General features: G+C 56.2%; 21 protein-coding genes. 16 read left to right on the plus strand and 5 right to left on the minus strand.

Translation table 11 applies throughout. The annotated features are described in order from the left end of the window. The first annotated feature begins 4 nt into the window (after nucleotides 1-4). The 7 genes from hisD to HMPREF0576_RS02470 are packed head-to-tail and all read left to right on the plus strand — an operon-like array spanning nucleotide 5 to nucleotide 6,071. The gene (gene hisD, locus HMPREF0576_RS02440; RefSeq protein ID WP_004010564.1) at nucleotides 5-1,336 is read left to right on the plus strand and encodes a histidinol dehydrogenase; all 1,332 of its coding nucleotides are present in this window, start codon (nucleotides 5-7) and stop codon (nucleotides 1,334-1,336) included. Continuing rightward, nucleotides 1,337-2,476, plus strand: coding sequence for a histidinol-phosphate transaminase (locus HMPREF0576_RS02445; RefSeq protein WP_004010565.1), 1,140 nt, complete (start codon nucleotides 1,337-1,339; stop codon nucleotides 2,474-2,476). Next, a complete protein-coding gene (hisB, locus tag HMPREF0576_RS02450; RefSeq protein WP_004010566.1) occupies nucleotides 2,473-3,087 on the plus strand; it encodes an imidazoleglycerol-phosphate dehydratase HisB in 615 nt (204 codons plus the stop codon). Before HMPREF0576_RS02445 ends, hisB begins: the two co-directional genes overlap by 4 nt. An 18-nt stretch (nucleotides 3,088-3,105) precedes the next feature. Further along, nucleotides 3,106-3,891 (plus strand): hypothetical protein, encoded by a 786-nt coding sequence (locus HMPREF0576_RS02455; RefSeq protein ID WP_004010567.1) that lies wholly within the window; start codon nucleotides 3,106-3,108, stop codon nucleotides 3,889-3,891. After that, nucleotides 3,888-4,541, plus strand: a complete 654-nt coding sequence (gene hisH / locus HMPREF0576_RS02460) for an imidazole glycerol phosphate synthase subunit HisH (RefSeq protein ID WP_004010568.1) — start codon at nucleotides 3,888-3,890, stop codon at nucleotides 4,539-4,541. Before HMPREF0576_RS02455 ends, hisH begins: the two co-directional genes overlap by 4 nt. 39 nt (nucleotides 4,542-4,580) lie before the next feature. Continuing rightward, nucleotides 4,581-5,315 carry a bifunctional 1-(5-phosphoribosyl)-5-((5-phosphoribosylamino)methylideneamino)imidazole-4-carboxamide isomerase/phosphoribosylanthranilate isomerase PriA gene (gene priA, locus HMPREF0576_RS02465; protein WP_004010569.1) on the plus strand — a complete coding sequence of 245 codons (735 nt, stop codon included), beginning with the start codon at nucleotides 4,581-4,583 and terminating at the stop codon, nucleotides 5,313-5,315. 36 nt (nucleotides 5,316-5,351) lie between these two features. Next, on the plus strand, nucleotides 5,352-6,071 hold the full coding sequence (locus HMPREF0576_RS02470; protein WP_004010570.1) for a hypothetical protein: 720 nt from the start codon (nucleotides 5,352-5,354) through the stop codon (nucleotides 6,069-6,071). 123 nt (nucleotides 6,072-6,194) lie between these two features. Here the strand turns inward: HMPREF0576_RS02470 and HMPREF0576_RS02475 are convergent, their stop codons facing one another. Both HMPREF0576_RS02475 and HMPREF0576_RS02480 read right to left on the minus strand, forming a co-directional pair. After that, on the minus strand, nucleotides 6,195-7,259 hold the full coding sequence (locus HMPREF0576_RS02475) for a hypothetical protein (RefSeq protein ID WP_004010571.1): 1,065 nt from the start codon (nucleotides 7,257-7,259) through the stop codon (nucleotides 6,195-6,197). 2 nt (nucleotides 7,260-7,261) lie between these two features. Continuing rightward, entirely contained in the window at nucleotides 7,262-9,958 is a 2,697-nt protein-coding gene (locus HMPREF0576_RS02480; RefSeq protein WP_004010572.1) for a sodium-translocating pyrophosphatase, read from the minus strand. Between the two features lie 351 nt (nucleotides 9,959-10,309). Between HMPREF0576_RS02480 and HMPREF0576_RS02485 the strand changes: the two genes are divergently transcribed. The 5 genes from HMPREF0576_RS02485 (at nucleotide 10,310) to HMPREF0576_RS02505 (ending at nucleotide 14,808) form a co-directional block, all read left to right on the plus strand. Further along, complete coding sequence (locus HMPREF0576_RS02485) at nucleotides 10,310-11,944, plus strand: methyl-accepting chemotaxis protein (protein ID WP_036324490.1); 1,635 nt, start codon at nucleotides 10,310-10,312, stop codon at nucleotides 11,942-11,944. Nucleotides 11,945-12,251: 307 nt separating this feature from the next. Beyond that, entirely contained in the window at nucleotides 12,252-13,355 is a 1,104-nt protein-coding gene (infC, locus tag HMPREF0576_RS02490) for a translation initiation factor IF-3 (protein ID WP_004006655.1), read from the plus strand. A gap of 1 nt (nucleotide 13,356) precedes the next feature. Further along, nucleotides 13,357-13,551 (plus strand): 50S ribosomal protein L35, encoded by a 195-nt coding sequence (rpmI, locus tag HMPREF0576_RS02495; protein WP_004006656.1) that lies wholly within the window; start codon nucleotides 13,357-13,359, stop codon nucleotides 13,549-13,551. A gap of 19 nt (nucleotides 13,552-13,570) precedes the next feature. Continuing rightward, nucleotides 13,571-13,954, plus strand: a complete 384-nt coding sequence (rplT, locus tag HMPREF0576_RS02500) for a 50S ribosomal protein L20 (protein ID WP_004006657.1) — start codon at nucleotides 13,571-13,573, stop codon at nucleotides 13,952-13,954. 26 nt (nucleotides 13,955-13,980) lie between these two features. Continuing rightward, nucleotides 13,981-14,808, plus strand: coding sequence for a TrmH family RNA methyltransferase (locus HMPREF0576_RS02505; RefSeq protein WP_004010574.1), 828 nt, complete (start codon nucleotides 13,981-13,983; stop codon nucleotides 14,806-14,808). 48 nt (nucleotides 14,809-14,856) lie between these two features. Here HMPREF0576_RS02505 and tpx read toward each other — a convergent pair whose 3' ends face one another. After that, complete coding sequence (gene tpx, locus HMPREF0576_RS02510) at nucleotides 14,857-15,354, minus strand: thiol peroxidase (protein WP_004010575.1); 498 nt, start codon at nucleotides 15,352-15,354, stop codon at nucleotides 14,857-14,859. A 181-nt stretch (nucleotides 15,355-15,535) separates the two neighbouring features. Next, nucleotides 15,536-15,733 carry a 50S ribosomal protein L28 gene (rpmB, locus tag HMPREF0576_RS02515; RefSeq protein WP_036324183.1) on the minus strand — a complete coding sequence of 66 codons (198 nt, stop codon included), beginning with the start codon at nucleotides 15,731-15,733 and terminating at the stop codon, nucleotides 15,536-15,538. Nucleotides 15,734-16,000: 267 nt separating this feature from the next. On the opposite strand from rpmB, the gene aspA reads away from it, so the two are divergent. From aspA to HMPREF0576_RS02535, 4 genes are all read left to right on the plus strand, one after another. Then, nucleotides 16,001-17,446: an aspartate ammonia-lyase gene (aspA, locus tag HMPREF0576_RS02520; protein WP_004010576.1), complete on the plus strand. Its 1,446-nt coding sequence runs from the start codon at nucleotides 16,001-16,003 to the stop codon at nucleotides 17,444-17,446. Between the two features lie 167 nt (nucleotides 17,447-17,613). Then, nucleotides 17,614-19,233, plus strand: a complete 1,620-nt coding sequence (locus HMPREF0576_RS02525; protein WP_004010577.1) for a hypothetical protein — start codon at nucleotides 17,614-17,616, stop codon at nucleotides 19,231-19,233. 86 nt (nucleotides 19,234-19,319) lie between these two features. Then, the gene (locus tag HMPREF0576_RS02530) at nucleotides 19,320-21,770 is read left to right on the plus strand and encodes an ATP-dependent DNA helicase RecG (RefSeq protein WP_004010578.1); all 2,451 of its coding nucleotides are present in this window, start codon (nucleotides 19,320-19,322) and stop codon (nucleotides 21,768-21,770) included. Nucleotides 21,771-21,812: 42 nt separating this feature from the next. After that, nucleotides 21,813-24,251 carry a tellurium resistance protein TerC gene (locus HMPREF0576_RS02535; RefSeq protein WP_245527311.1) on the plus strand — a complete coding sequence of 813 codons (2,439 nt, stop codon included), beginning with the start codon at nucleotides 21,813-21,815 and terminating at the stop codon, nucleotides 24,249-24,251. Here the strand turns inward: HMPREF0576_RS02535 and rsmD are convergent. After that, the gene (rsmD, locus tag HMPREF0576_RS02540; protein ID WP_004010580.1) at nucleotides 24,223-24,783 is read right to left on the minus strand and encodes a 16S rRNA (guanine(966)-N(2))-methyltransferase RsmD; all 561 of its coding nucleotides are present in this window, start codon (nucleotides 24,781-24,783) and stop codon (nucleotides 24,223-24,225) included. The genes HMPREF0576_RS02535 and rsmD overlap by 29 nt on opposite strands. Nucleotides 24,784-24,814: the final 31 nt, after the last annotated feature.

Below are 24,814 nucleotides of genomic sequence, written 5' to 3' on the forward strand. Positions count from 1 at the left end.
TACCGTGTTTAACTTATTGGATTTTTCAAAAGAAGACGTTGATGCTGCAGTGCTGCGCGAGCGCCTTCCACGGGCAGCCCTCGACGTAGAGCAGGCTGTGGCGGCGGTAACGCCCCTGATTGAAGCGGTGCGTCGGGAAGGCGCCAAAGCCTTGCGAGACCAAGCCGAGCAGTTCGACCGGGTCCGCCCGCGCCTGTTACGAGTTCCAGAGACTCAAATTGACCGCGCCTTGCAGGAACTGGATCCGGCGCTGCGCGAAGCGATTGAAACTTCCATTGCCAATAACCGCAAAGGTCACGAGGCACAGTTGCCCCACCCGGTCGTCACCGAGATTATTCCCGGTGGTACTGTTACGCAGCGTTGGATTCCGGTGCGGCGCGTGGGACTGTACGTTCCGGGCGGGCTGGCAGTCTATCCCAGCTCGGTAATCATGAATGTGGTGGCAGCACAAGTGGCGGGGGTGGACCAGATTGCTCTGGCCTCCCCGGCACAGCGGGCTTTCGACGGCTCGGTACACCCGACCGTGCTGGCGACCTGCGCCTTATTAGGAGTGCGTGAAGTCTATGCCATGGGCGGGGCAGGCGCGATTGGTGCATTTGCCTACGGTGCGAGGGGAGAGAACGCAGATGACGGTCAGGTTCTGGTGGAGCCTGTGGACGTCGTTACCGGTCCGGGCAATATCTATGTCGCGGCGGCGAAACGTGTGGTATCCAGTGTCTGCGGTATCGACGCCGAAGCCGGTACCACCGAGATTGCCATCATCGCGGATAGCAGCGCCACTCCGAAATTTGTTGCTGCAGATTTAATCAGCCAAGCCGAACACGACCCCGCAGCCGCCTCGGTCCTGATTACCGACTCGACCGAACTTGTGACCCAGGTGTGCGCCGAACTGGAACGCCAAATTCCCCAACGCGACCACCACGAACGCATCGTCACTGCCCTATCCGGGCCACAATCGGGCACTATCCTCACTCGGGATATTGAACAATCCATTGCCGTGGCAAACGCGTACGGCGCTGAACACCTCGAGATTCAAACCGCTGATGCTCGCGAGGTGGCAGCAAAAATACACAATGCGGGGGCAATCTTTGTCGGTGACTACACCCCGGTGCCCCTGGGGGACTACCTAGCAGGCTCCAACCACGTCTTGCCCACCGGAGGCACGGCCTCCCACGCTTCGGGACTGAACGTGATGGCATTCTTAAAATCCGTGCAACAGATTGAATACACCCAGCAAGCTGCGGATGCGCTGACCGACCGCCTGGTGGTATTCAGTCATGCCGAGGACCTGGAAGGTCACGGAGCGTCCCTGCTGGCACGTCGGGAAGGCAAGTAAATGAGTGCCTCAGATGCCCGTGCCATGACTGAGTGCTCGATTCAACTGCCCGTGCGGACGGACCTGGTCGGGCTAGAACCCTACGGGGCGCCCCAGTTGCAGGTGCCGGTGGCTATCAATGTGAACGAAAACCCCTATCCGGTGCCAGCTCCGGTGATAGAAGCGATAACCACGGCGGTGCGGGAGGTAGCAGGCAACTTAAACCGTTATCCCGACCGGGATTTTCCGGAACTACGCCTTGCTTTGAGCGATTATTTGGAGCGGGAATCCGGGGTGCGAGTGGCTCCCGAGTGGATATGGGCTGCCAATGGTTCTAACGAGGTCATGCATCATTTGTTTAGCGCTTTTGGAGGACCGGGACATCCGGCGCTGTCGTCCTCACCCACGTACTCGATGTATCCCGAATATGCTCGCAACACCCTGACTGAGCTGCTGGACGTGCCGCGGCGGGAGGACTTTTCCGTGGACGTGGTCGCGTTGAAGCAAGCCGTAGACCATGCACACCCGGCGTTGCTGGTGCTGGCTTCTCCCAACAATCCCACGGGTACTCACCTGAGCTCCGCGGACGTGGCTGAAATCTTGAACTTTACCCGTACCAGTGGACCGCAGGGGAGCGCGACACTGGTGGTTATTGACGAAGCCTACGGGGAGTTTCGCCGCGACGGGGTGCCTTCCGCTCTGGAACTGTTGGCGGCGCACCCGCACCTGGTAGTGTCCAGGACCATGTCTAAGGCTTTCGCGATGGCTGGTTTGCGACTGGGATACCTGGCGGCTCATCCGCAGATTATTTCCCAGCTCATGCTGGTGCGATTGCCCTATCATCTGTCGGCTCTGACCCAAGCGGCAGCTCTGGCAGCGCTGTCTCGGGCAGATTTGTTGCAAGCCCAGGTGGCAAAGATTCGCCACGCTCGCGACCGCATGGTGCAAACTCTGCGAGGAATGGGTTTGACCGTGGCAGAATCGGATACGAACTTTGTTTTCTTTGGAAAGTTCGGCAATCGTCAAAAAGTCTGGCAAGATTTACTTGACCGTGGCGTGTTGATTCGCGTAGTCGGACCCGATGGCTGGCTGCGAGCCAGCGTGGGCACTGAGGAGGAAACTGAGGCGTTTCTTTCCGCCCTGAAGGAGGCATTGCAATGAACGAAACTCGAACCCCTAGGGTGGCGGAGGTCACGCGGGCAACGTCGGAATCGCGGGTAAAGGTGCGGGTGAACCTGGACGGTACCGGTCAAGCCAACATTCACACGACGGTGCCGTTTTATGACCATATGCTCATCGCTTTGGCACGTCATTCCCTGATTGATTTGGACATTGAAGCTTCCGGGGACACTGATATTGATGTCCATCACACGGTGGAAGATACGGCTATTGTTTTGGGGCAGGCTTTGCGTGAAGCGTTGGGGGACAAGACGGGTATCCGCCGTTTCGGTGACGCTTGCGTGCCCCTGGACGAAGCCCTGGCTCACGCGGTGGTGGATTTGGCGGGACGCCCTTACGTCGTCTGCGAAGGAGAACCGGAAGGTCAGCAGTATCACCTGATTGGCGGACACTTCACAGGTTCGCTGACCTATCACGTGTTTGAATCTCTGGCGCTAAATGCCGGGATATGCCTGCATTTGCGCCTGCTGGCGGGACGGGATCCGCACCATATCGTAGAGGCTCAATTTAAGGCTTTGGCACGGGCGTTAAAGGTCGCAGTGGAATATGATTCGCGCGTGGTAGGTGTCCCTTCCACCAAAGGAACTCTGTAACATCAGGGAAGGCTAGTGATGAGTGAACCGCAAGAACCCCGAAAACCTGAGGACAACGGGCAGGATTCCGCCGATCAGCAAGCCTATGATGCCGAGTTTGCTGACCTCATCGCAAAATTGGGAGATATTGACTTTGAACCGGAGTCCGCGGTTTCCAGTCAGGACGAACAGCTGGATTTACCTGAGGAATCAGAGCCTCCGCTGGTGAATCGGCAAGCCACTGCATGTTTTCTGACCCCGGTGGCTTCGGCGGAAGCCTTGGGGGCGCTGTGCGCTTTGAGCGGTATCTCGGCGGTTGTGGTGCCCACAGAAGCCGGGGCGATGGTGGTACAAAACCTGGAGCTGACCGAGGAACAGTGGGGAATGGCGCTGTTGGTCGAAAGTCTCAATGAACTCGACTCAGATTTGGACACGGTCGCGTCCACGCTGACGGAGATTATTCGGATGCCGGTGGTGGTGTTTTCTGCGCTGTTGGCTCCCGGCACCGAACAGGAGCCCGGCGTGACCGGTCAGGTTTTGGCGGGTCGTTGGGTCAATCAGGCTTTTGAGTCAGATTTGCCGGCGGGGCTGGTTATTGCACAAATGCCAATCGTGATTGAGGAATTAGTGCTGGGTCGAGTCAATCCGGCGGAGGTGGATGGGGCGGTAGATACCGTCGATATTCCCCGCTGGAAAGCTTTGCGGATGTTGGGCAGAGGCATTAAAAATTCTCGTGAAGAACGCCGGCGCCAACGCGGACAGACAGATTCTCACGATGACGCGATGGGGGACACGGACACAGCAGGGCGGGGGGACGCCTCATGATTGCTCCCCAAGTCGTCGTGCTGGATCACGGATATGGCAATGTTCTTTCCGTTGCGCACGCCCTGGAGCGGGCAGGGGCACGGGTGTCTCTCTCGGCTGACCCGACGGAAGTTGCTCACGCAGACGGTTTGGTGGTTCCTGGAGTGGGGGCATTCGCGGCGGTGATGCGGTCCCTGCAGGCCTCTCGTGCACCCCAGATGATTGAGCGTCGTCTCGCCGGAGGTCGCCCGGTACTGGGCATCTGCGTCGGGTTGCAGGTCATGTTTGAAAGCGGCGACGAAAACGGGGAAGTGACTGAAGGCTTGGGCGAATGGCCCGGAATGGTGACGGCTCTGCCCGCAGCGCGTTTACCACATATGGGCTGGTCAAAAGTGCACGTCCCGGCGCAGTCGCAGCTGTTGGCGGGGCTTGACGGGCAGAGGTTCTATTTTGTGCACTCTTATGCTTGCCTCAGCGACCCCGCCGCAGCCTTAGGGACAGACGAGGAATCGCGGCGACTGTTCCGCCCTCCGCTGGTGTCTTGGGCGCATTACGGAGCCGACTTCGTGGCAGCAGTGGAAAACCGAGCCTTGTGCGCCACTCAATTCCACCCGGAAAAGTCCGGACCAGCCGGGGCGCGCGTGTTCACAAACTGGTTAGAGATGCTCTAGTGGTGGCGGGTCGTGAATCGACCCTGGAAAGGACGCTCAATGACACAATTAGTGCTGTTACCAGCAATTGACTTGGTTGACGGAAAAGCGACCCGGCTGACCGAGGGTAAAGCCGGAACCGAAAAAGTTTACGGCGAGCCCGCACAAGTCGCGGCGGAGTTCCTCGCTGCCGGAGCGCAGTGGCTGCACCTAGTCGACCTGGATGCCGCTTTCGGGCGGGGTTCCAACGCCGACCTGGTGGAGTCGCTGGTGAAAACCTATCCGGGCTTGAATATTGAGGTCAGTGGGGGATTACGTGACGATGACTCGCTGTGCCGCATGCTCGATGCGGGAGCGGCGCGGGTAAACCTGGGTACTGCTGCAATAGAAAATCCCGAGTGGTGCGCCACGGTCATTGAGCGGTTTGGGCAGCGCATCGCAATCGGTTTAGACGTGCGCGGCGAACGGGTGTATGGTCGCGGCTGGGTCAGTGAAGGACCACTGCTGGACCAGATTGTGCGGGATTTGGACGCTTTGGGGTGCGCCCGTTACGTGGTGACGGACGTGTCGAAAGACGGCACTTTGACTGGACCGAACCTGGAGCTGCTGGCTCACGTGTGTCAATCCAGCCCTGCAAAAGTCGTGGCGAGCGGGGGAGTGTGTGCTCTGCGCGACCTGCAGACCCTGCGGGATTTGGCTGTCAAACACCCCAACTTGGAGGGGGTCATCGTTGGTAAAGCCATCTATGAGCGACGTTTCACTGTAGCCGAAGCCTTGGCTAGCCTCACGGCGTGAAGCCGCTGGGTCTGGATTGAAAGTGCGGCGAAATCCATGAAGCATCTGGCAAGCAATCCCTACGCGTCGGATTGTGGTGATTTGCTGCCCGGAACCCAGCGCGCCCTGGAACTTGCCGCGGTCAAAGACGTGGGGGCAGCGCAGACTGAACTGTTTTCAGCGCTGCAAACGGAGCGTCTCATTGTGGAGGCGCCCGTGGCGGTCTCCGGAAGCTGTGAATCACCGACCTTTGCGGGTGTTTATGCCCCCTACGGGTCGGCCTTGCCGGTGTATTCCAGCGCCACGCGTTTCGCGGAGCTAACGAACCCGGAAGACCGACCGTTGCTGGTCAATCCCGCACGAATCGCCTTGGCAGCGCTGGCTACTGAAGGATTTATATGGCTGGATGCCCCGGTAATACTAGGTAGCGCTACTCAGGCCAAGCCGCTGGCGAAAAATCCGGAGTGGATTCACGCCTATGCTCCGAGCATCATGCTGGGACCACCCGCGTTGAATGCCCTAGCCAGCGGCGACAACTGGCTCCCCGCCTGGGAAGATGCCGGACTTGCGACACTGCTCTATTCACTGTCAGCCCATACAGGCGTCGAAATCGAGACCATCGCAGCCGGTCCGGCAGGGGGACTGGTCGTTACAGTCCGCACCCCCGACGACCTAGATGCCGCGAAACTTGCCGTCAAACGGTTCCACAAATCCCTTCTGCGTTCGCCAGAAGTCTCCCCTCGCGCTACTTACGTGCAACTCCTTCCCGTGCGCTGACGACCTCCGCGCTGGCTATCCCTGCGCTCGGTGACGCGACGTTACCGGGTGTGAGCAGGAACACTAGTGAATCTGACACGGGACGCTAGCGCTGCCACCGCCCCACCGCCCTTGTGAAAGGCATTAAGCGTGGGGAATATCGCCCAACCAGTCAGCAACGTGTTGAATCAAGGCTTCGTCAAAGACATCGTCCGAGTGGTGTTCGCCAATCCACTTCTGAATCGAACCACCGGCTGCCGCGTCCATCTGTTTCCGAGCCTCCGCAGGCTTAACCAGGACCTGCCACAGCATGTTCTTGGCTTCTTCCACCGAGTGATAAAAAAATGGGTAGTCTGCCGGCACCAAGGCGTGAGCCCATTCGAGGTCAGGAAAGACGCCGATGACTCCCGCCCCCAAGGCTTCCACGTATTCGATGCCGTAAGATTCTTCCTCAGTGGTCGCCAGGAAAGCGGTCGTATGTGCCAAAGCCTCCCAATAGGACTGGCGCGTGGCTGTCAGGGGTCCCACCCAAATCCAGTCACGATGGGAAAACTTCATGGCCGCTTCGCTGACCAGGTGGGTTTCGTGCAAACGCATCTCGACCCGCAGCGGAATCTGGCGGTGTACCCAGTTGACCACGTCCAAGAAAATATCCGGGCGCTTCTTTGCCGAAAGATAAATCGAGGGGTAGAGCACGACCGGAATCTCCGTCTCTACCCGCGGACGGACATGAGCCAGACGGAACCCCAGGTTTACCCACCCCAGCTGCATCTGTTCATGCAGCGGTTTCACAGTCCATTTTTCTGCCATCTCCCGGACTTCCATAGCGGTGCGTTCCGAGTTCGCAAAAGTGGGGAACAGGGCACAGGACAGAGCCATGGAGGCAATGCCTTCTACCGTCGTCAATTCGCGCGGAGACCACCACATGAAGTTCATGATGTGCGGTTTCGTCGCTCCGGCATTGTGCATTTTTTGCCACAGTCGCGGTGAATCAATGACATCCATATTGATAACCGCCGTGTCAGTCGGGTCGAGCATCTCGAGGGGAGCCACACTGAAGTTTTCGGCGCGCCGGGCGGGACCGCCTATCAGGATGGAGTCGGGGAAGTTACGCAAAATCCGTCGCACCAGAGTGTCGCCGGCAGAATGCCCAGACACCCGCCCGGCTTCGTCAACTTGGGCATTTTCCCACTTGATTGCCAATTTCATGGTTATTCCCCTTTCTGTTCCGCAGTCCGGTCGGATGGCTGCGGGGAATCGCTTTGCGATGGCTCTGCCGTTAATTCGAGGTCGGGAACGTGTTTCAGAAGGTCGGTGTCTGACGGTGATGCCTCGAGGATTTCGTCCAGCGCGGCCGCGTCGATGGGGGCTTCAATGCCTCCAGGGCGAGGAATCGCCTTGAATGAGGAACGGGCGACCCGATTCTTAACACTGGGAATCCCGTTCAACTCAGTGTCAACCGGAGGTTCATGATCATGCATAGCGTCCCGAGAGGCCCCGCGGATACGCATCTGATAGAAACTGCACCACACAAAGTAGGCTGAAGCCACAAAAAAGACCCCAGCTAGGATATGCACCAGCCGTGCCTGACCCTGGTTCGTCAGACTCACTGCCAATTCCACTGCCAACAGACCAAACAGGGTGGTGAATTTGATAATCGGGTTGAGAGCTACCGAGGACGTGTCCTTGAACGGATCGCCGACCGTATCACCGACGATAGTCGCATCGTGCAGTTCGGTGCCCTTCATATGCAAATCGACTTCCACGACCTTTTTCGCGTTGTCCCAAGCCCCGCCGGCATTAGCCATAAATATGGCTTGGTACAAACCAAAAATAGCGATAGAAATCAGGTAGCCGATGAAAAAGAACGGCTCGGCAAAGGCGAAAGACAGCGTGGCAAAGAACACTGCCAGGAAGATAAGCAGCATCCCCTGCTGAGCGTACTGTGTACAAATTTCTACCACCGCGCGGCTGTCCTTTTCGGAGGCCCGTTCGCTGCTGGCATCAAGGTGGATATTATCTTTGATAAACGCCACGGCGCGGTTTGCCCCGGTCGTTACCGCCTGGATAGAGGCCCCGGAGAACCAGTAAATGACGGCACCTCCGGTAATCAACCCCAGCAGGAACGGAGCGTGCAGCAGGGAGAGATTGCCCACGGCTTGTGTGTCCTGCAAACGATTCGTGAGGGTCATGATGATAGAGAAAATCATGGTGGTGGCGCCCACTACGGCGGTGCCGATGAGAACCGGCTTTGCCGTGGCTTTAAACGTGTTGCCCGCCCCATCGTTGTCCTCCAGCATGAGTTTCGCGGTGTCCCATGCGGGTTTAATAGTGAACTCTGCCATCAGCTCGGCTTCGATGTTCTCGACCGATTCGATACGCGAGAGTTCATAGACAGATTGGGCATTGTCAGTGACAGGACCGTAAGAGTCCACGGCGATGGTTACCGGACCCATCCCCAAGAAACCAAAAGCTACCAGTCCAAAAGCGAACACTGCCGGAGCTGCCATCAGGGATTGCGGTATCAGCAGGGAAATCAGGAAGGCAATTCCCATCAAACCCACTATCGTCATCCCCAGCCAGTACCCGGACATATTGCCGGAAACCATGCCGGACAAAATGTTTAGCGAGGCACCGCCCTCACGAGAAGATTTCACCGTTTCCCGCACGAAACGCGCTTTGGTGGAGGTAAATACTTTCACAAGTTCAGGAATCAATGCCCCCGCGAGGGTCCCGCAGGTAATGATGGTCGCCAGTTTCAGCCACAGGTGGCTGCCTTGCTCACCCAGTACAAAGAAAGTCACCAGGAAAATCAATACGATGCATAGCATCGAAGTCAGCCAGACCAGTGTCGTCAAGGGGGTCTCAAAGTTCATGCGTTTCGCGTCTCCGTAACGCCCTTTGACCCACAGGGCATTGAGGGCGTACGCCAGTGCCGCACCCAGAATCATTGCCGCGCGCACCGTAAAAATCCACACCAGCAACAGCGCCTGAATGGAAGTGTCGGGGACTGCCAGGATGACGTAAGTTACCAGGGCTACACCGGTGACTCCGTAAGTTTCAAAGCCGTCAGCGGAAGGTCCCACCGAATCTCCGGCATTGTCCCCGGTGCAGTCTGCGATAACCCCAGGGTTACGCGGGTCGTCCTCGTCAATTTTGAACACAATCTTCATGAGGTCCGCGCCAATATCGGCAATCTTGGTAAAGATACCCCCGGCGATACGCAGGGCGGACGCTCCCAGGGACTCTCCGATAGCGAAACCGATGAAGCACGAACCAGCCACGTCAGCGGGCAGAAACACCAGAATAACCAGCATCATGAACAGTTCGAGGGAAATCAGCACGGTCCCGATGGACATGCCAGCCTGCAGCGGAATCTGGTGGACAGGGTAGGGCTTGCCGCGCAGCGAGGCAAAAGCCGCCCGGGCGTTAGCAAAAGTGTTGACCCGAATGCCAAACCAGGCAACGGCAAACGATCCGCCCATCCCCAACAGGCTGAACAACACCACAATTCCGACTTTACCCCAGCTAAATCCCACCAGTACCTTGTAGTAAATGAGAATGATTACCGTGATGAAAGCCCACAGCAGCAACAGGAATTTGCCTTGCTTCACCAGGTAGGCTTTGCAGGTGGAGTAAATGAGTTCCGCTACTTCTAGCATGGATTGATGCACTGGTAGGCTGCGGAGTTTAAAAAACGTCACGATTCCAAATGCCAGACCTGCCAGGCACACTATCATGCCAAAGCTTAGCAAGCTGGTACCGGCTATGCCGTGAACGTTAGCGAGGGACAAATCGGGAAGCACTAGGTTTGCCTCCCCGCCGCCGGGTCCGTCGCCTGGTTTTGCGCTGATTAGCGGGAATACCCCTGTCGGGCTTGCATCCAGAACCTTTAAGCTAGGAATCATTGGTCAGCCTCGTTTCCATAGGTCGTTACCTTGTTTGTAATTTTAGGAGGTATTTCCGGTATTTTGGGGGATTCTAAGCGGAAGCTTTGATTACGTCTGACAAAGCCGACTCTGTCGGTCTCATAATTGCCCTTAACAACCAATTGTCATTACTTAATGTCGTGGGTGAAATGGCTGATGGCACACTTATTCAGGATAATCAAAATTGTGAGAGTTGAATAAACGAAAAATATGCGTCTGAACTCTAAACCAAACAGACCGTATTGCTGTACACTTTTTGGAAAATATGGCTAAAGAATGTTTAGATTCTCGCCGTATGACGGCAAAAAGTCCATTTATCAAGGAGGAACAATGGCAAAGAGTATCTCTGGTTCGGCGAAACGTTTTACTATCGCCATGAAGCTGGCTTTGATTACCCTGGTAATGGTGCTGGCTATGGCGCTGATTGCCGTGGTTGGGGTGATTGGCTTACGCTCTGTGAATGCTGCCACCGCCGAGACTATGAAAGCTTCGGCGCTAAAGGAACCCATTCAAAAAATTTGGCATGCTGAAGTTTATGTACGCATGATGAGTGACTGGGTAGCACTGGAGCTGAAGCCTAAAGATAAAGATGGCGATAAGGAACGAGTCGATAAACACGATGCCATTATCGAAGAATCCATCCAGGAAATCAGTGAATCCCCGGAATCAAAGTACCTTCCCACCTTCCCGAAATTCGTTGAGACTTACCAGAAGTGGAAGACTCTGCGCGCCAATCAGTTGGTTCCTATGGCATATGCTGTCCAGGACGGTCCGAACTACGCTGCGGATTTTTGGGATTATGGTCTCGAGACTTTTAAAAAAGGACCGCAGGACAACCTCGGACTCATTAACGCTATGGAAGAACAGCTCACCCAGGTTGGCGTAGAAATTGATAAGCGAGTCTCCACGGCAAAAGCGGACGCTGCTCGTGCTCAAACTACTATGTTCATCGAGGTGGGAGGGGTCGCTCTAGTCAGCATAGTCATTGCAATACTGTTGAGTGTAAATATGACTCGACGTATCGTTAATCCCATTCGCCAAGTTAATCAGGGACTGGAGGCTTTAGCTGGCGGTAACCTGACCGTACACATGGACATTAATAGCAACGATGAGGCTGGCGACATGGCTTGTAATATGAACTTGGCCACCGAAAGCTTAAGAGGACTGATTGCCGATACTTACAATGTTTCCGCCAAGGTAAAAGAGTCCTCACAGCACGTTACCAACACTCTGGACGAAGTTGCGAGCAGCGCGTCCCAGGCCAATAGTCTGATTGCAAAAGTCGATAGTAGCTCAGAGCATGTCTTTTCTAATGTGTCCACCATTGCAGCCGGTTCGGAACAGATGGGTGCGTCTATTCGCGAGATTTCTTCTAACGCTACAGAGGCGGCGTCGGTTGCTCGTAATGCCACACAGGTTGCCGAGCGTACGAACAAGGTCGTAGCAAAACTGGGGGAATCTTCACAGGAAATCGGTGAAGTCGTAAAAACCATTACTAAAATTGCGGAGCAGACCAACCTGTTAGCTTTGAATGCCACGATTGAGGCGGCGCGCGCTGGCGATGCTGGGAAAGGCTTCGCAGTTGTGGCCGGTGAAGTCAAGGACCTCGCTGCTGAGACCGGTAGGGCCACGGAGGAAATTTCCACCCGTATTGAGCAAATTCAAAACGATACTACCGGCGCGGTGGAAGCTATCGAAGAAATATCTCAAATTGTCTCTCAAATCTCTGATTTCCAAACTACTATTGCCTCCGCGGTGGAAGAACAAACTGCTACTACGAACGAAATGAGCCGTTCTACAGCAAACGCGGCTTCGATTGCTGACGAAATAAACAGCATGATTACCGCGGTGGCTCAGGGTGGACAAGGCATCTCAGAATCGGTGGAGCACCTTTTAGAGGCGACTTCGGATTTGCGAGCCTTCGCCGATGAACTCGAATGTCACATGAGTGGATTCAAGGTTTAGCACAGGCGTTCGGTCTTTTGCTATACAGGGGGTCGTTGATGCGGCAGCGTCCCCCTGGCTTGAATCTGGTAAAATTCGAATCGGAAGTTCCTTTGCTGTGGATTGAATCTTGTCTAGGTGCGCAAAACCGAAATGTGCGAAAACCTCGTGGATGCGCTAGAATCAACTCTGTTCGGCTGTATGCCGAAGTAAGCGGAAAGTTTTCCCACCTCCACCCGGTGTAGTTTTCCTGAGGGACGCACGTCTTGGGTTACGGTCTAAAGCGCTCGGCTGTGCTTTCTATGCCACGGTTGCGGGGTAACTTTGCGTGTGCTTTGGTTCGCGGCGTGGTTACAAGCAAGGAGTCCTCATTACTGACGTAAGGATTAATGACCAAATTCGGGTGCCCGAAGTGCGCCTGGTTGGTGTCAACGGCGAACAAATCGGAGTGGTGGCCACCATGAAGGCCGTCTCTTTAGCTGATGACGCCGGTCTGGACCTGGTGGAAGTCGCTCCCGATGCGCATCCGCCAGTTTGCAAACTGATGGATTACGGCAAATACAAGTACGAAGCCGCGCAAAAGGCTCGTGATCAGCGCCGGAATCAAGCCAGTACCCAACTGAAAGAAATTCGCCTGGGACTTAAGATTGACAGTCACGACTACGAAGTGAAAAAGGGTCACATTCTGCGCTTCCTCAACGGCGGAGACAAAGTCAAAATCATGATTAAGTTCCGGGGACGGGAACAGAGCCGCCCGGAAATGGGAATCAAACTTTTAGAACGCTTGGCTGAGGACATCGCGGATGATGGTGTTGTCGAGTCTGCCCCCCGTCAAGACGGTCGTTCTATGACTATGGTGATTGGTCCGGTTAAGAAAAAGACTGACGCCATGAGCCAGCAGCGCAAGCGCCGTGAGGACGAACGTCAAGCGAAGCGTGACGCTAAGGCGGAACGGGCGTTACGGAATCAGCAGCGGGTGGCACAACAGGCAAACGCCCCGGTTTTGAAGCCGTTGACATTTGACCAACTCGGTTCGAGCAACCTGAGCGCCGCGGCTCCTAAAGCTACAGAGCCTGCTGATGTAAAGCCGGCGAAAGCGCCAGCCCGAAAGAAACCTGCCAGCTCTGCGGACCCAGAAACTTCGGCGGCAGCGGAAAAACCTGCTGCACAGAGTCCAGCGGCTGCCCAAAGCCCGGAGGTTGGCGAAAAACCGGCAACGCGGAAAGCCCCGGCACGGAAGACAGCCGCCAAGACTGCGACAAAGACCGCTGCTAAAACTGCAAAGGCGAGCGATGCCCCTGCTGAGAGCAGTGCCAAGACTCCTGCCCGGAAAACGACTAGTACTACCAAAAAATCTGCCCCCAAGACAACCGCGGGCAAAACCGATAAACCGGCCACCAAGAAGGCCCCGCTTAAGAAAGAGGAGAAATAATATGCCAAAGAATAAAACCCATTCTGGGACTAAAAAGCGGATTCGTGTTACTGGCTCCGGCAAACTGATGCGTGAACAGACTAATAAGCGTCACCTGCTGGAACATAAGTCGTCTCGGCGCACCCGTCGCCTAAGCCAGGATCAGGTCGTGGCTCCGGCTGACGTGAAACGTATGAAGAAGCTGTTGGGTAAGTAAAGGAAAAAGGAGATAAATCATGGCACGTGTCAAGCGCGCAGTAAACGCTCACAAGAAACGCCGCACCACTCTGGAACGGGCCGAGGGCTACCGCGGTCAGCGTTCCCGCCTGTACCGCAAGGCTAAGGAACAGGTCACCCACAGTTTTGTGTATAACTACCGGGACCGCAAGGTCCGCAAAGGCGACTTCCGTCGCTTGTGGATTACCCGCATCAATGCGGCTTGCCGCGCCCAGGGTATGACCTACAACCGCTTCATGCAGGGTCTGCGTCTGGCTGGTATCGAAGTCGATCGTCGGATGCTGGCAGAACTGGCAGTGAGCGACATTGCTGCTTTCAATGAATTGGTTAAGGCAGCTCAAGCTGCCCTGCCCAAAGATGTAAACGCTCCCGCGGCTGCCTAAGCCCAGCGTTTATCGAGCAAAACTCTATGGTAGAACGCCGCGAAATTCTCGACAACCCCGGAAGCGATCGCATCCGGAAGGTGGCGGGGCTTTCGCGGCGTTCCGCGCGCCTGCGTTCGGGACTGACCCGGGTGGAAGGTCCCCAAGCAGTCACTGAGCTGCTGCACTGTGCGCCCCAGGGGGCAGTCACAGATTTATATGTGACTGAGGCGGGTGCTGCGACTCGTCCGGAACTGCTGGAATTCGCGCAGTCCACGGTATCCGCTGGGGGACTGCATATACATACTGTTTCCCCGCAAGTTGAGAAGGCTCTGAGTGACGCTGCACAAGGGTGGATTGCAGTGGCGCGTTTCGAGGCTTTTCCGTCTGTGACAGGCTCTCCCGAGGGAAGTTTGGCTTTGATTTTGCCTGCCACCCAAGACCCCGGTAACGTGGGGACGCTGATTCGGCTGGCTGATGCTTGTGGGGCATCGACAGTGTTTATGGGGCAGGATTGCGCAGACGCGACCAGCCCGAAAGTAATCCGTGCCTCGGTGGGCAGTGTGTTCCATGTTCCCACCCCGCGGTTCCAGGATTTGGCAGCGGTGGTGAAGGCTCTGCGATCCGAGGGATGGACCATCGTGGGCACGTCCCTATCCGGAGACGTCATGCTGACTCCCGTTACTGCCGGGACTTGGAGCAACAAGAAAGTCGCCTGGGTCATGGGTAACGAGGCACACGGACTGGACGCAACTGAGGAGTCCTGGTGCGACGTGCTGGTGTCCATTCCCATGTTTGGGCGTGCCGAGTCCCTAAACGTGACGTCCGCAGCGACCTTGTGCTTGTGGATGAGTGCGGTTGCGCAACGGATGTAGCCGGTGGTTTTCCCGGTCGCTGCGGATTCGGCACGTAAACGGGGGAGCCTAGTTCAGTGCTTTTAGCGCATCTTCAAAGTTAGGATCCGTGGTGATTTCGTCGACCAGCTGCGTGTATTTCACCACACCGTTCGGATCAACAATCACGATAGACCGTGCGAATAAGCCTGCCATAGGGGAGTCAGCTATCTGCACGCCGTAATCTTCACCAAAACTGGAACGGAAGGCTGAAGTCGTGGTGACGTGATCAATCCCTTCTGCAGCGCAAAACCGACCTAGGGCGAAAGGAAGGTCACGCGAAACACAGATGACTTCCACTCCCTCGAGCTGGGCGGTTTCGGCGTTGAAACGACGTACAGAAGCCGCGCAAACCCCCGTATCGATAGAGGGGAAAATATTGAGAAGCACAGTCTTGCCACGTAAATCAGACAATTTCACTTCGGACAAGTCCTGTTTGACGGTCACGAAATCCGGGGCGGGAGAACCCACCGCGGGCAGTGAACCAACAGTGTTTACGGGATTACCTTGCAAATGAGTTGTTGCCATATACCCATCCTAACAGTGTCCCATCCCGGTCAGGTCAAACCATAGCGGTGCCGGGGTGAGTCTAAATTAACGCCAAAACCCGAATCACACGTTCGTGGCGGGAAGAGACTGCTGCATTTGCTGAAAACAAATACCGCGCCAAGGGCGGACCCTGACGCGGCATTCAAGAAGTGAATTGGGGTTAGCGACCCGTATTACGCACCACTCGATTGGACTTAATGCACTTGGTGCACACGTTCAAATGACGGGGAGTGCCCTCGACGATGGCGCGAACCCGCTGAATGTTCGGGTTGAAACGACGCTTGTTGCGCCGGTGAGAGTGAGACACGCTCATCCCGAAACCGGGACCTTTTCCACATACATCGCATACCGCAGCCATGTTCTTACCTCTGATTTCCTGTAATTTTTCAAAGCCATTCACGGGGTTGAACCCGCAGCTCTAAACGAGCAACCTCACTATGATAAGGCAAAACCCGCTGATTTTCAAATCGTATCCCACTTTGGAGGCGTGTTGTCGCACGACTCCAAGACTACGGTAGTTCCAAACACGGCGTTGAACTCGCAGACTAGAATGAGACTGTCAGGACAATGCAGTCCTGGTAAATCGCGCGTACAAATCCTTTATCCGAGAAAACAGATAGGAGCGATGATGACTGGGCGTATCGAAGAGGACTTGCTCGGGAAACGAGAAATTCCTGAGGACGCATACTATGGAGTACAAACCTTGCGGGCAATCGAGAATTTCCATATCTCGGGCAAGAAGATTCAAGATGTTCCCGAATTCGTACGCGCCATGGTCCAGGTCAAAAAGGCTGTGGCGTTAGCGAACGAGGAACTGCACGTACTGCCTCATGACATTGCCCGTGCCATTGTGGCTGGCTGCGATGAAGTGCTGGTGAAAGGTCGCGCGATGGATCAGTTCCCGGTGGACGTGTTCCAGGGTGGGGCGGGCACCTCGGTGAACATGAACACGAACGAAGTTGTGGCAAACTTGGCGCTGGAACTGTTGGGCTATGAAAAAGGTCGCTACGACATCATTAATCCCAATGACCATGTGAACAAGAGCCAATCTACCAATGATGCCTATCCCACCGGGTTTCGGGTGGCGGTGTTTACCTTGCTGCGTGGGGTCGAGCGGGCGGTGCGGGAACTGTCCGAGGCTTTTGCACGTAAAGGCGAGGAGTTTAAAGACATCCTGAAAATGGGGCGCACCCAGCTCCAGGACGCTGTTCCGATGACGTTGGGGCAAGAATTCAATGGTTTTTCGGTCAACATGACCGAGGAACTGACACGTTTGTCAGTGGCGGGAGATTTACTGCTGGAAATGAACCTGGGCGCGACCGCTATCGGCACCGGCGTGAACACCCCGGAGGGTTATCCACAAGTCGCGTGCCAAAAGCTGGCGGAGGTGACCGGTTACGACATTGTTCCGGCGACGAACCTGTTAGAGGCCACTTCGGATAACGGTGCTTACCTGGCAGTCCATGCGGTGCTGAAGCGGTTGGCATCCAAACTGTCAAAAATTTGTGATGATTTGCGGCTGCTTTCGTCGGGTCCCCGCTGTGGTCTGCACGAAATTAATCTTCCCGAGATGCAGCCGGGTTCCTCGATTATGCCTGCCAAAGTCAACCCGGTCATTCCCGAGGTTGTCGATCAAGTCTGTTTTAAAGTTATGGGCAACGATGTTGCCCTCACCCATGCTGCCGCTGCGGGGCAGCTGCAGCTAAACGTGATGGAACCAGCTGCCGCTCAATGCATGTTCGAATCTATTGAGCTGCTGACCAACGCTATCGACACCTTGCGCACCAAGTGCATTGACGGTATCACCGCGAATCCCGAAGTCTGCGAGGCTTACGTACACAATTCCATCGGTATTGTCACCTACCTCAATGACATTATCGGTCACCATAATGGTGATTTGATTGGTAAGGAAGCTGCCAAGACAGGCAAATCCGTCAAAGAACTGGTAATCGAGAAAGGTCTGATGAGCGCTACGGAACTTGACGAAGTGCTCAGTGTAGAGTCCCTCATGAGTCCCCACTACACTGGCAAGGTTTGGGGTGACGAGGAAAGAGGTTTGCCTTCGCGTTGAATGCGTGGTGAGGACAGTTCCCGAGTCCGATTGGTCCCATTGTCGTTTCGGGTAGCGGCAGTGGGACCAATATGTTGGTCACGGCGCGAAGCGGGCAGAAACCGGAATGGGAATCGGAAAAATTGGTCGATAGCGGGTAACTTGGAAAGAAAACAGAGGGGAACAGTTTGGATACCGCGCGACAAAAGCTAGAGACTAATGACCTGCGTGAGTGGTGCGTGCGCACGGGGGCGGTCCTGAACCAGGCGCGGGAATTGTTGGATGATCTCAACACTTTTCCGGTGCCAAACTTTAATACCGGGACCAATCTGGCGAACTCTTGGGCGGTGGCGACACGGGCGACTCAAACCTTGCCCCTTCCGCTGCTTCCTGCCGAATTTATGGCTGCGGTGAGTCGCGAAGTGGCGAAATTTCCCCACGGTTCGGTCGGAATTTTTCTCGCTTCCGGTTTTGCGGCCTGTGCTGAAGCTTGGGGGGATGCACCGGTGGTGCGTCCTGCTGATTTGCTGATGTCCGTCGACGCTATGGACAGGGCGTTTCGGGAAGTCAGCGGGTCAGATACTTGGGAATTTGGGTTGTCCCGATTGATTACTACCGTTTCAGAACAGCTATCGGAGCTGGAATTATTGACGTTGTCTCAAGTCGTGGACACGGCTTTGGTTTGTGCGCAGGAGGCCACTATTGATTCTGCTGATGCCCACGGTGGGGTGGGGGATGCTGGTCTGGCAGGTGCGTGTTTGATTTTTGCCTCTTTGGCAGACTTGGCGGCAACGGCTGAAGGGGACGTTCCCACCAATGTTTCCACGGTACAAGCCATGCTGAGTGATTGGGCTAATCGATCGCGTAGCGTTGCGGAAAGTCTGCGTCACACGGTGCCGGGCGGCGAATTTGGCGCTACTTTCCATTTTGAAGCCCTGGACATGCCCACCGGAAAACTGCGGGAAAGTCTGCGAGCAGCCAGTTCCGAAGTGCTGATATGTAAGGTTCTGGATGGAATTGGAGCGGGTCGTTTCGTGGCTCACGTACACACTCCATCACCGCTGGCAGCCCTGCCATATCCGCACGGGGCGGTGTTGATTCACCATCTCGGAAGGAACCCCGAGGCTTTCGAAGGCGATGAAGATCCCCTGACTCGACTCACTGCTGATTTTGACAATGTGGTGGTGCTGTCTGACTTTGCTGCCCGTCAGGCTCCGTTGGTGACCCCCGGTCTGCTGGTTCTCAGCGCCGCTCCGGCACTGGTAGAGACCTACGCGAGGGCGGGAGCCACGGTCCTTTTGGGGACGGAAAATTCCGAACAGATTTGCTGGGCGTGGCGTTCTCTCCCGAAAGGTCGCGCTGCTCTAATCATTCCTGCTGACCCCGAAACGCGAAAAATGGCTCTGACGATGCGTGATTCTCTGGATGATGCCGAGTTATCGGATTCTCCCGTGATGGTGGCCGATACCGAAGACGAACTGAGTGCTGCGTGGCTGGTGCAATCTCTGCAGGGGAAGCAATTTCGTGGCAGGAATCTGGAGCAATTGCGCGATCTGGAAACTGCTTGCCGGGATTTGAAAGCCGGCATCCGTGTTGAGCCTTTGTCCCACCATGACCTAGATACCCAAATCCGGGATCTGGTCAATGATCTGGGACCAAACCGGGAACTCCACGCAGTAATCAGTTCTGGAAACGTCAGTACGGACCGGATGAATTTGCAGCTTGCTTTGGCGAACTATGCCGATATCGAACTGGTTGCCTACTACGGAGGACAGCCTGGCTCCACCTACATCGGGGTCAGATTTTGAAGCCTGACCCCGGTCTGACTGTGACGGTCTTCCATTTCTCAAAACTTTCGAATTTTCGGTGCGAGGCTCCCTGATAGGGTGAAATCATGGTGAACTTGCAGACCCCTCTCGAGCGGATAATTAAGGCGAAGTCTGTCGTCTCCAAATTCGCTCACCTAGGAGTGCTAACCTTGGGTGACCTGCTCTGGTATCCGCCACGACGGACTTATAGGTGGGGGGAACTGACAAATTTTGACTCGCTGATTCCCGGAACGGATGTCACCGTTTTTGCGGTGGTCATGGACTCGCACTTGGGCTGGACTCGTCGTCACGACAAAGCCATGCTCACGGTAACCCTGCAGGACCAACTGGAAACCGATGCGCGCAACGAGGGAGGTGCCCGTCCGGACTTGTGGGGTCAGAGAGCTAACCGCCTGACCGTGCGTTTCTTTGCGAAACATCCCAACGCCTTAAATCTGCATGCAAATCGCCTGGAAAAGGGAACGTTAGCGGTTTTTGCCGGGCGGCTTTCGGGGAAACCAGACAGCCTTGCCAGTGAAGCCTTCTTGGCTCATCCGGAATATCGGGTGCTTGCCGATTATGACCCGGAGATCGTGAAAACACTTTCGACCCAACCCCAGCCGCTATATCACGCCACCGCGGGTCTACCCTCGTGGAAGATTGGGAAAATTATCGACGCGCAGCTGCTGATGGTAAACCCTGCGGAGATTCCCGAAGCTATTCCCGACTCGCTGCGCCGGGAGAGGAACCTCCCTGATGCCTATACAGCTTTGCTCGGTTTGCACCACCCGGAGACTGATGCTCAATACCAAGCGGCGCTGGACTATCTGCGTTTCCGCGAGGCTTTCACGCTGGGGGCAGCTCTGGCGAAAGCCCGTAATCAGATTCAATCCCATCCGGCATGGTCCTTGCCGGTTTCGCAGGATGTTTTCGAGTCGAGTACGGACTCAGACGGGGAACCTGGTGACTTGGTCGCACAAGCCGTGGCGGGGTTGCCTTTCCAGCTCACTGCGGGGCAACGCCAGGTTTGGGAAGAAATCTCCGGGGATATTGCCCGCGAAGTTCCGATGAATCGACTGTTGCAGGGGGAAGTCGGGTCGGGCAAGACCGTAGTGTCGGCTTTGGCATGTCTCGCCGCGGTACAAAACGGTTTTCAGGCGGCTTTCATGGCGCCCACCGAAGTTCTTGCCCACCAGCATTTTCAGACCTTGAATCGGCTGTTAGGGGACCTGGCTGACCCTCTGGGGGGTCTTTCCGGGGAACAGCCCGGCACGGATAATGTCCCACTGCGTTTACTGACCGGGTCAACACCCGCCCCGGAGAAACGAGAAATTGCAGACCGGGGTGCGGCCGGTGAGCCGATGCTGGTGGTGGGAACTCAGGCCCTGCTGACTGAGTCGCTGCAGTTATCCCGACTGGCCTTGGTTGTAGTTGACGAACAGCACCGTTTTGGGGTGGAACAACGTGGCGCCCTGCTGACGAGAGGGGAGAGAGCGCCGCATTTCTTGACGATGACCGCTACCCCGATACCGCGAACCGTCGCCATGACCGTGTTTGGGGACCTGGATGTTTCCGTATTGCGCCAGCTGCCCGCGGGGCGTGCGGAGGTTCAGACGTTCCTGGTCAATGAGGCAAATGTACGGTGGGTCACACGTGCCTGGAGCCGAGCCGCGGAAGAAATCAAACAGGGGGGACGTGTTTATGTGCTCTGCCCCAAGATTGCGCCGGATGCCACGGGACAGAACCCTGTTTCCTCCAGTGATTCTCGGCATCCGCCGCAAGGTGACCGAAAAACTCGGAAACCTGCGGTGCAAACCAGTTGGGGTGATGATTTAGCAGGGTTCGGTGAACTCGAGGCACTGGAGCCCGACCGGATTCTGCACACCGTCACCCAGACCGCGGCGCGACTGGCCACCCTGCCTATATTCAGGGATATTCCTATCGGGGTGGCGCATTCCAACCTGGATTCTGCCGCCAAACAACAGGCAGTGTCAGACTTTGCCGCGGGTCGCACCCCACTGTTGGTGTCCACCACGGTTGTGGAAGTCGGCATGGATGTGCCCGAAGCCTCCATGATGATCATCTTGGATGCAGACCGCTACGGGATTTCGCAGCTACATCAGCTACGAGGGCGGATTGGTCGCGGTTCTCGACCTGGCGTTTGCCTCGCTATTGCCCCCCTGGATTTCCCACCCGTTTCGGGCAATCTGCCGGAAATGATGGCACTATCGGGGGCGGGGACACTGTCTCCGGCTCTGGCACGTTTGTGCGCTTTTGCGGCGAGCCGGGATGGATTTGCGCTGGCTGAAGCCGACTTGACTATCCGGCGAGAGGGTGACGTGCTGGGACAGAACCAGTCGGGTCGCCGCTCCCGACTGAAAGTGCTTTCCTTGGTTAATGATGCGGAAGTTATTACTGCCGCGAAAGCTGCGGCGGCGGCATTGGTCGCGGCAGACCCACAGCTTAGCGCTCATCCAGAGTTGGCTAGGCTGGTATTTGAGCTGGGGGATGGTGCCCAGAATCTCACCAAGTCATAGGGGAGTACGGTAGGTGTGTTTAAACTTGGTAAAATTCCACCTATGTGTTCATGGTGGCGGCGTCTGGGAGCATTTGTCGCGATGCTAGCAGTAACGCTGGCAGTACTACTTCCGCAGGCTAGCGCGATGACCGAGGTCGTGCACGAACCACAATTTCCCACCGCGAGGTGGACACAAAACGCTGACGCTATCCTTCCTTCTCCGGATGCCCCCGGCGTGTTGTTTTTAGGGATGAGCGGTCTGAAACCCAGCGATCTTGATTTACAGGGCAATCAACTGGGTCAAATGCTGGTTCCGTTCACATTTTCGGCACTGAGTACCAGGTCTTTTCGGATTTATACCTGCCCCACCGAGGGATGGATGCAACTGCGTGCCCGTGGCGATGTCGCGGACGAAGAAGGACGTCGACTGGCGCAAACTGTGGGGGCGCAGTGCTTGGGGATGAAACTGGTGAAGAGTGACGGTACGACCGCGGAAACCCCAGCGCAGATAACTCCCGCCGCCCCATCCCTGCCCAAAACTACAGCGGTCACCTATGCACAGTTCAAAGGTCGTACGGAAAACATCACCTGGCCCGCGCGCGGGATTTTTGCTCCGGATGCGTGGGCAGTAGGAAGAAATGCGGGAATTCCGCTGGCGAATCACCGCGGTCAGGTCGCGCATTGGCAACCTTTGCCGGTAATCCCTGAAATGGAGCGGATTAATCCCTCCGCGCTGGATTCTCTCTATAACGAGCGTACCGGGGCTGGTGCCCGAGCTGCCTTTGACGCCAAAGCGCAACAGCCTGTTCCGCCGCTGGGCAAGCCCCTAAAGAACCGGACAGCCCTGGCATCCGCCTGGCAAGAACTTCTCGCTGCTGCCCCCAGCGATGTCGTGGTGGATTTGGATACCGTTGACACCGCCGTTCTGAACCAGAACACTTACGACACGGCAAAGACCCTATCCTTACAGCAACTTTCTGCCATCTTGAGCGCAAATCAGAGTGCAGCGCATCCTCGACCTGTGGTTATTGCTTCTTTGGGAGATTTTGAAGGAGCCAGGTCGCTGCAGCTGCTAGCCGCACAGACTCCGGGATTGGCGCTGACGGATGGGAAACCATCCGCGACCCCGAGGAAAGGATTGACTGAAACCACCGGTGTGCTCTATACCTCCACGACTCATGCTCTCGGCTTAGCAACCCTTGCCGACGTACGCGGTTTAGTGTTCAATGCGCGTGCCTATGTGGAACCCAAGATGGTCCCACCGGCAAATATAATCCTTCCCGAGCTGAGCGTCACCCCGGTCGCCGGCGTCGCTAAGGCTTGTGCCATGATTACTGAACAGCAGCGCCATGCTACCTCCGCCCTGCGAGCCAATTCGCCGTGGTATCAGGTGTTTCACCTGTTTTCCTACCTCGCTATGGGGGCGCTGCTAATTTGGGCTTTCGCTTCGTCCGGCACGCGACGCTTGGCGAACAACTGGTGGGTGGTGCGGCTCCTGGGTCTTGTCGCTTTCGCGATGCTTCCAGCTGCGCTGTTCCTGAACTGGATTCCGTGGTGGAACTTGCCCGGTACCGACTCGGCGGTCGGATCAGTCGGGATATCCCTGGCTTTGACCGCGGTGATTACGGCGGTTTTGGTGGCTTCTCTGTGGCGTAGCTCTCACGCGGTGGCTATCCTAGCGGGGATTTCGTGTTTCATTTTAGCGCTGGACATCATGCTGGGATCTGCCCACCAGCGCAACGGATTCATGGGCTCTCTGGTGCTCAGTTCGCGGCGTTACTACGGTATCTCTAATCGCACCTACATCATCCTCATTGCCGGAGCTTTGCTGGCGTTGCTGCCGGTACTGCAACGTTTCTGGGGTCAGCGTCGAGCTGGATGGATTACAGCAGGGCTCGGTGTCGCGGTTCTTTTAGTCGATGCTTTACCCGGTTGGGGCGCCGATTTTGGGGGACCTCCGGGAATTATTCTGGCTTTCGGGATTGTCGCCCTGATGGCTGCGGGGGTGCCGCCACGCTGGTGGCACGCTGGTTTATGGGTGGTGTCTACTCTGGCGGTGATGGGGATTATCGGCTGGTTCTCCCGCGGCTCAGACAGCCATATTGGGAATTTTTGGTCCAATTTGGGCAGCAGCGAAAGCCGGGAGCTAATTGCTGGAAAAGTCCGTGACGTGCTGCGTTCCTTTGTGAACAATCTGGGGGTCGTTATCCTTTTGGTGCTGGTGGTCGCGGTATTAGCGACGACTTTGGTGATTGTGAAACGTCGCCAGGTGTCCTGGCCGCGGTGGGTGTCTTCTTGGAATCAGCTCACCGACCAGCCCGCGCTGCGCGTAGTGGCTTTAGGTATCTTACTGGGCATGGCGGTGGCGGTGCCTATCAACGATTCCGGGATGATGATTGTAAAAGAAGCCATCTATCTGGTGCTGCCGGCCCTTGGTGCCATCATTGCGCAGGGTGCCGCTCAACTGAACCTCAGCTCGACACCCTCTGCAAATAAGTAACCAGGGTATCGCCGTAGTTTTTGGCGGCATAGGCTTGCAGTCCCGAAGGAATTTCAGGAGCAGGAAACTTTTTTGACGTCTCCAAGACCATGATTCCTTCCGGGCTGAGATGCGCGGTCAGACCTGCCAGAATCTCGCAGAGCACATAAGGCGCCAAAGCATAGGGGGGGTCCAAAAAAATGAGGTCAAAACAATACGTCGGCTTCAGCTCCGAAACGAACTTGGCAGCGTCTTTCACCAGGACGCGCACGCGGTCGCGGTAGCGCAGGGCGTCGATGTTCGCGCGCAACACTTTGGCTGCAGACCCGGCGGCATCTACGAAGACCGCAGACGCCCCGCCGCGGGACAGCGCCTCCAAACCGAGAGCTCCTGAACCAGCAAACAAATCCAAAACCGTGGCACCTTGTGGGAACCCCGAACAAAGCAGGTGAGAGAACATCGCTTCGCGCACCCGCTCCGAAGTGGGACGGGTCCCCGACTTCGGGACATTCAGGCGCAAGCCCCCTTTTTCGCCAGCAACAATTCGTGTCACAGACCACAGCCTAGTCGAATTGCCGGTAATC

Source organism: Mobiluncus holmesii ATCC 35242, assembly GCF_000185445.1.
GTDB lineage: Bacteria > Actinomycetota > Actinomycetes > Actinomycetales > Actinomycetaceae > Mobiluncus > Mobiluncus curtisii.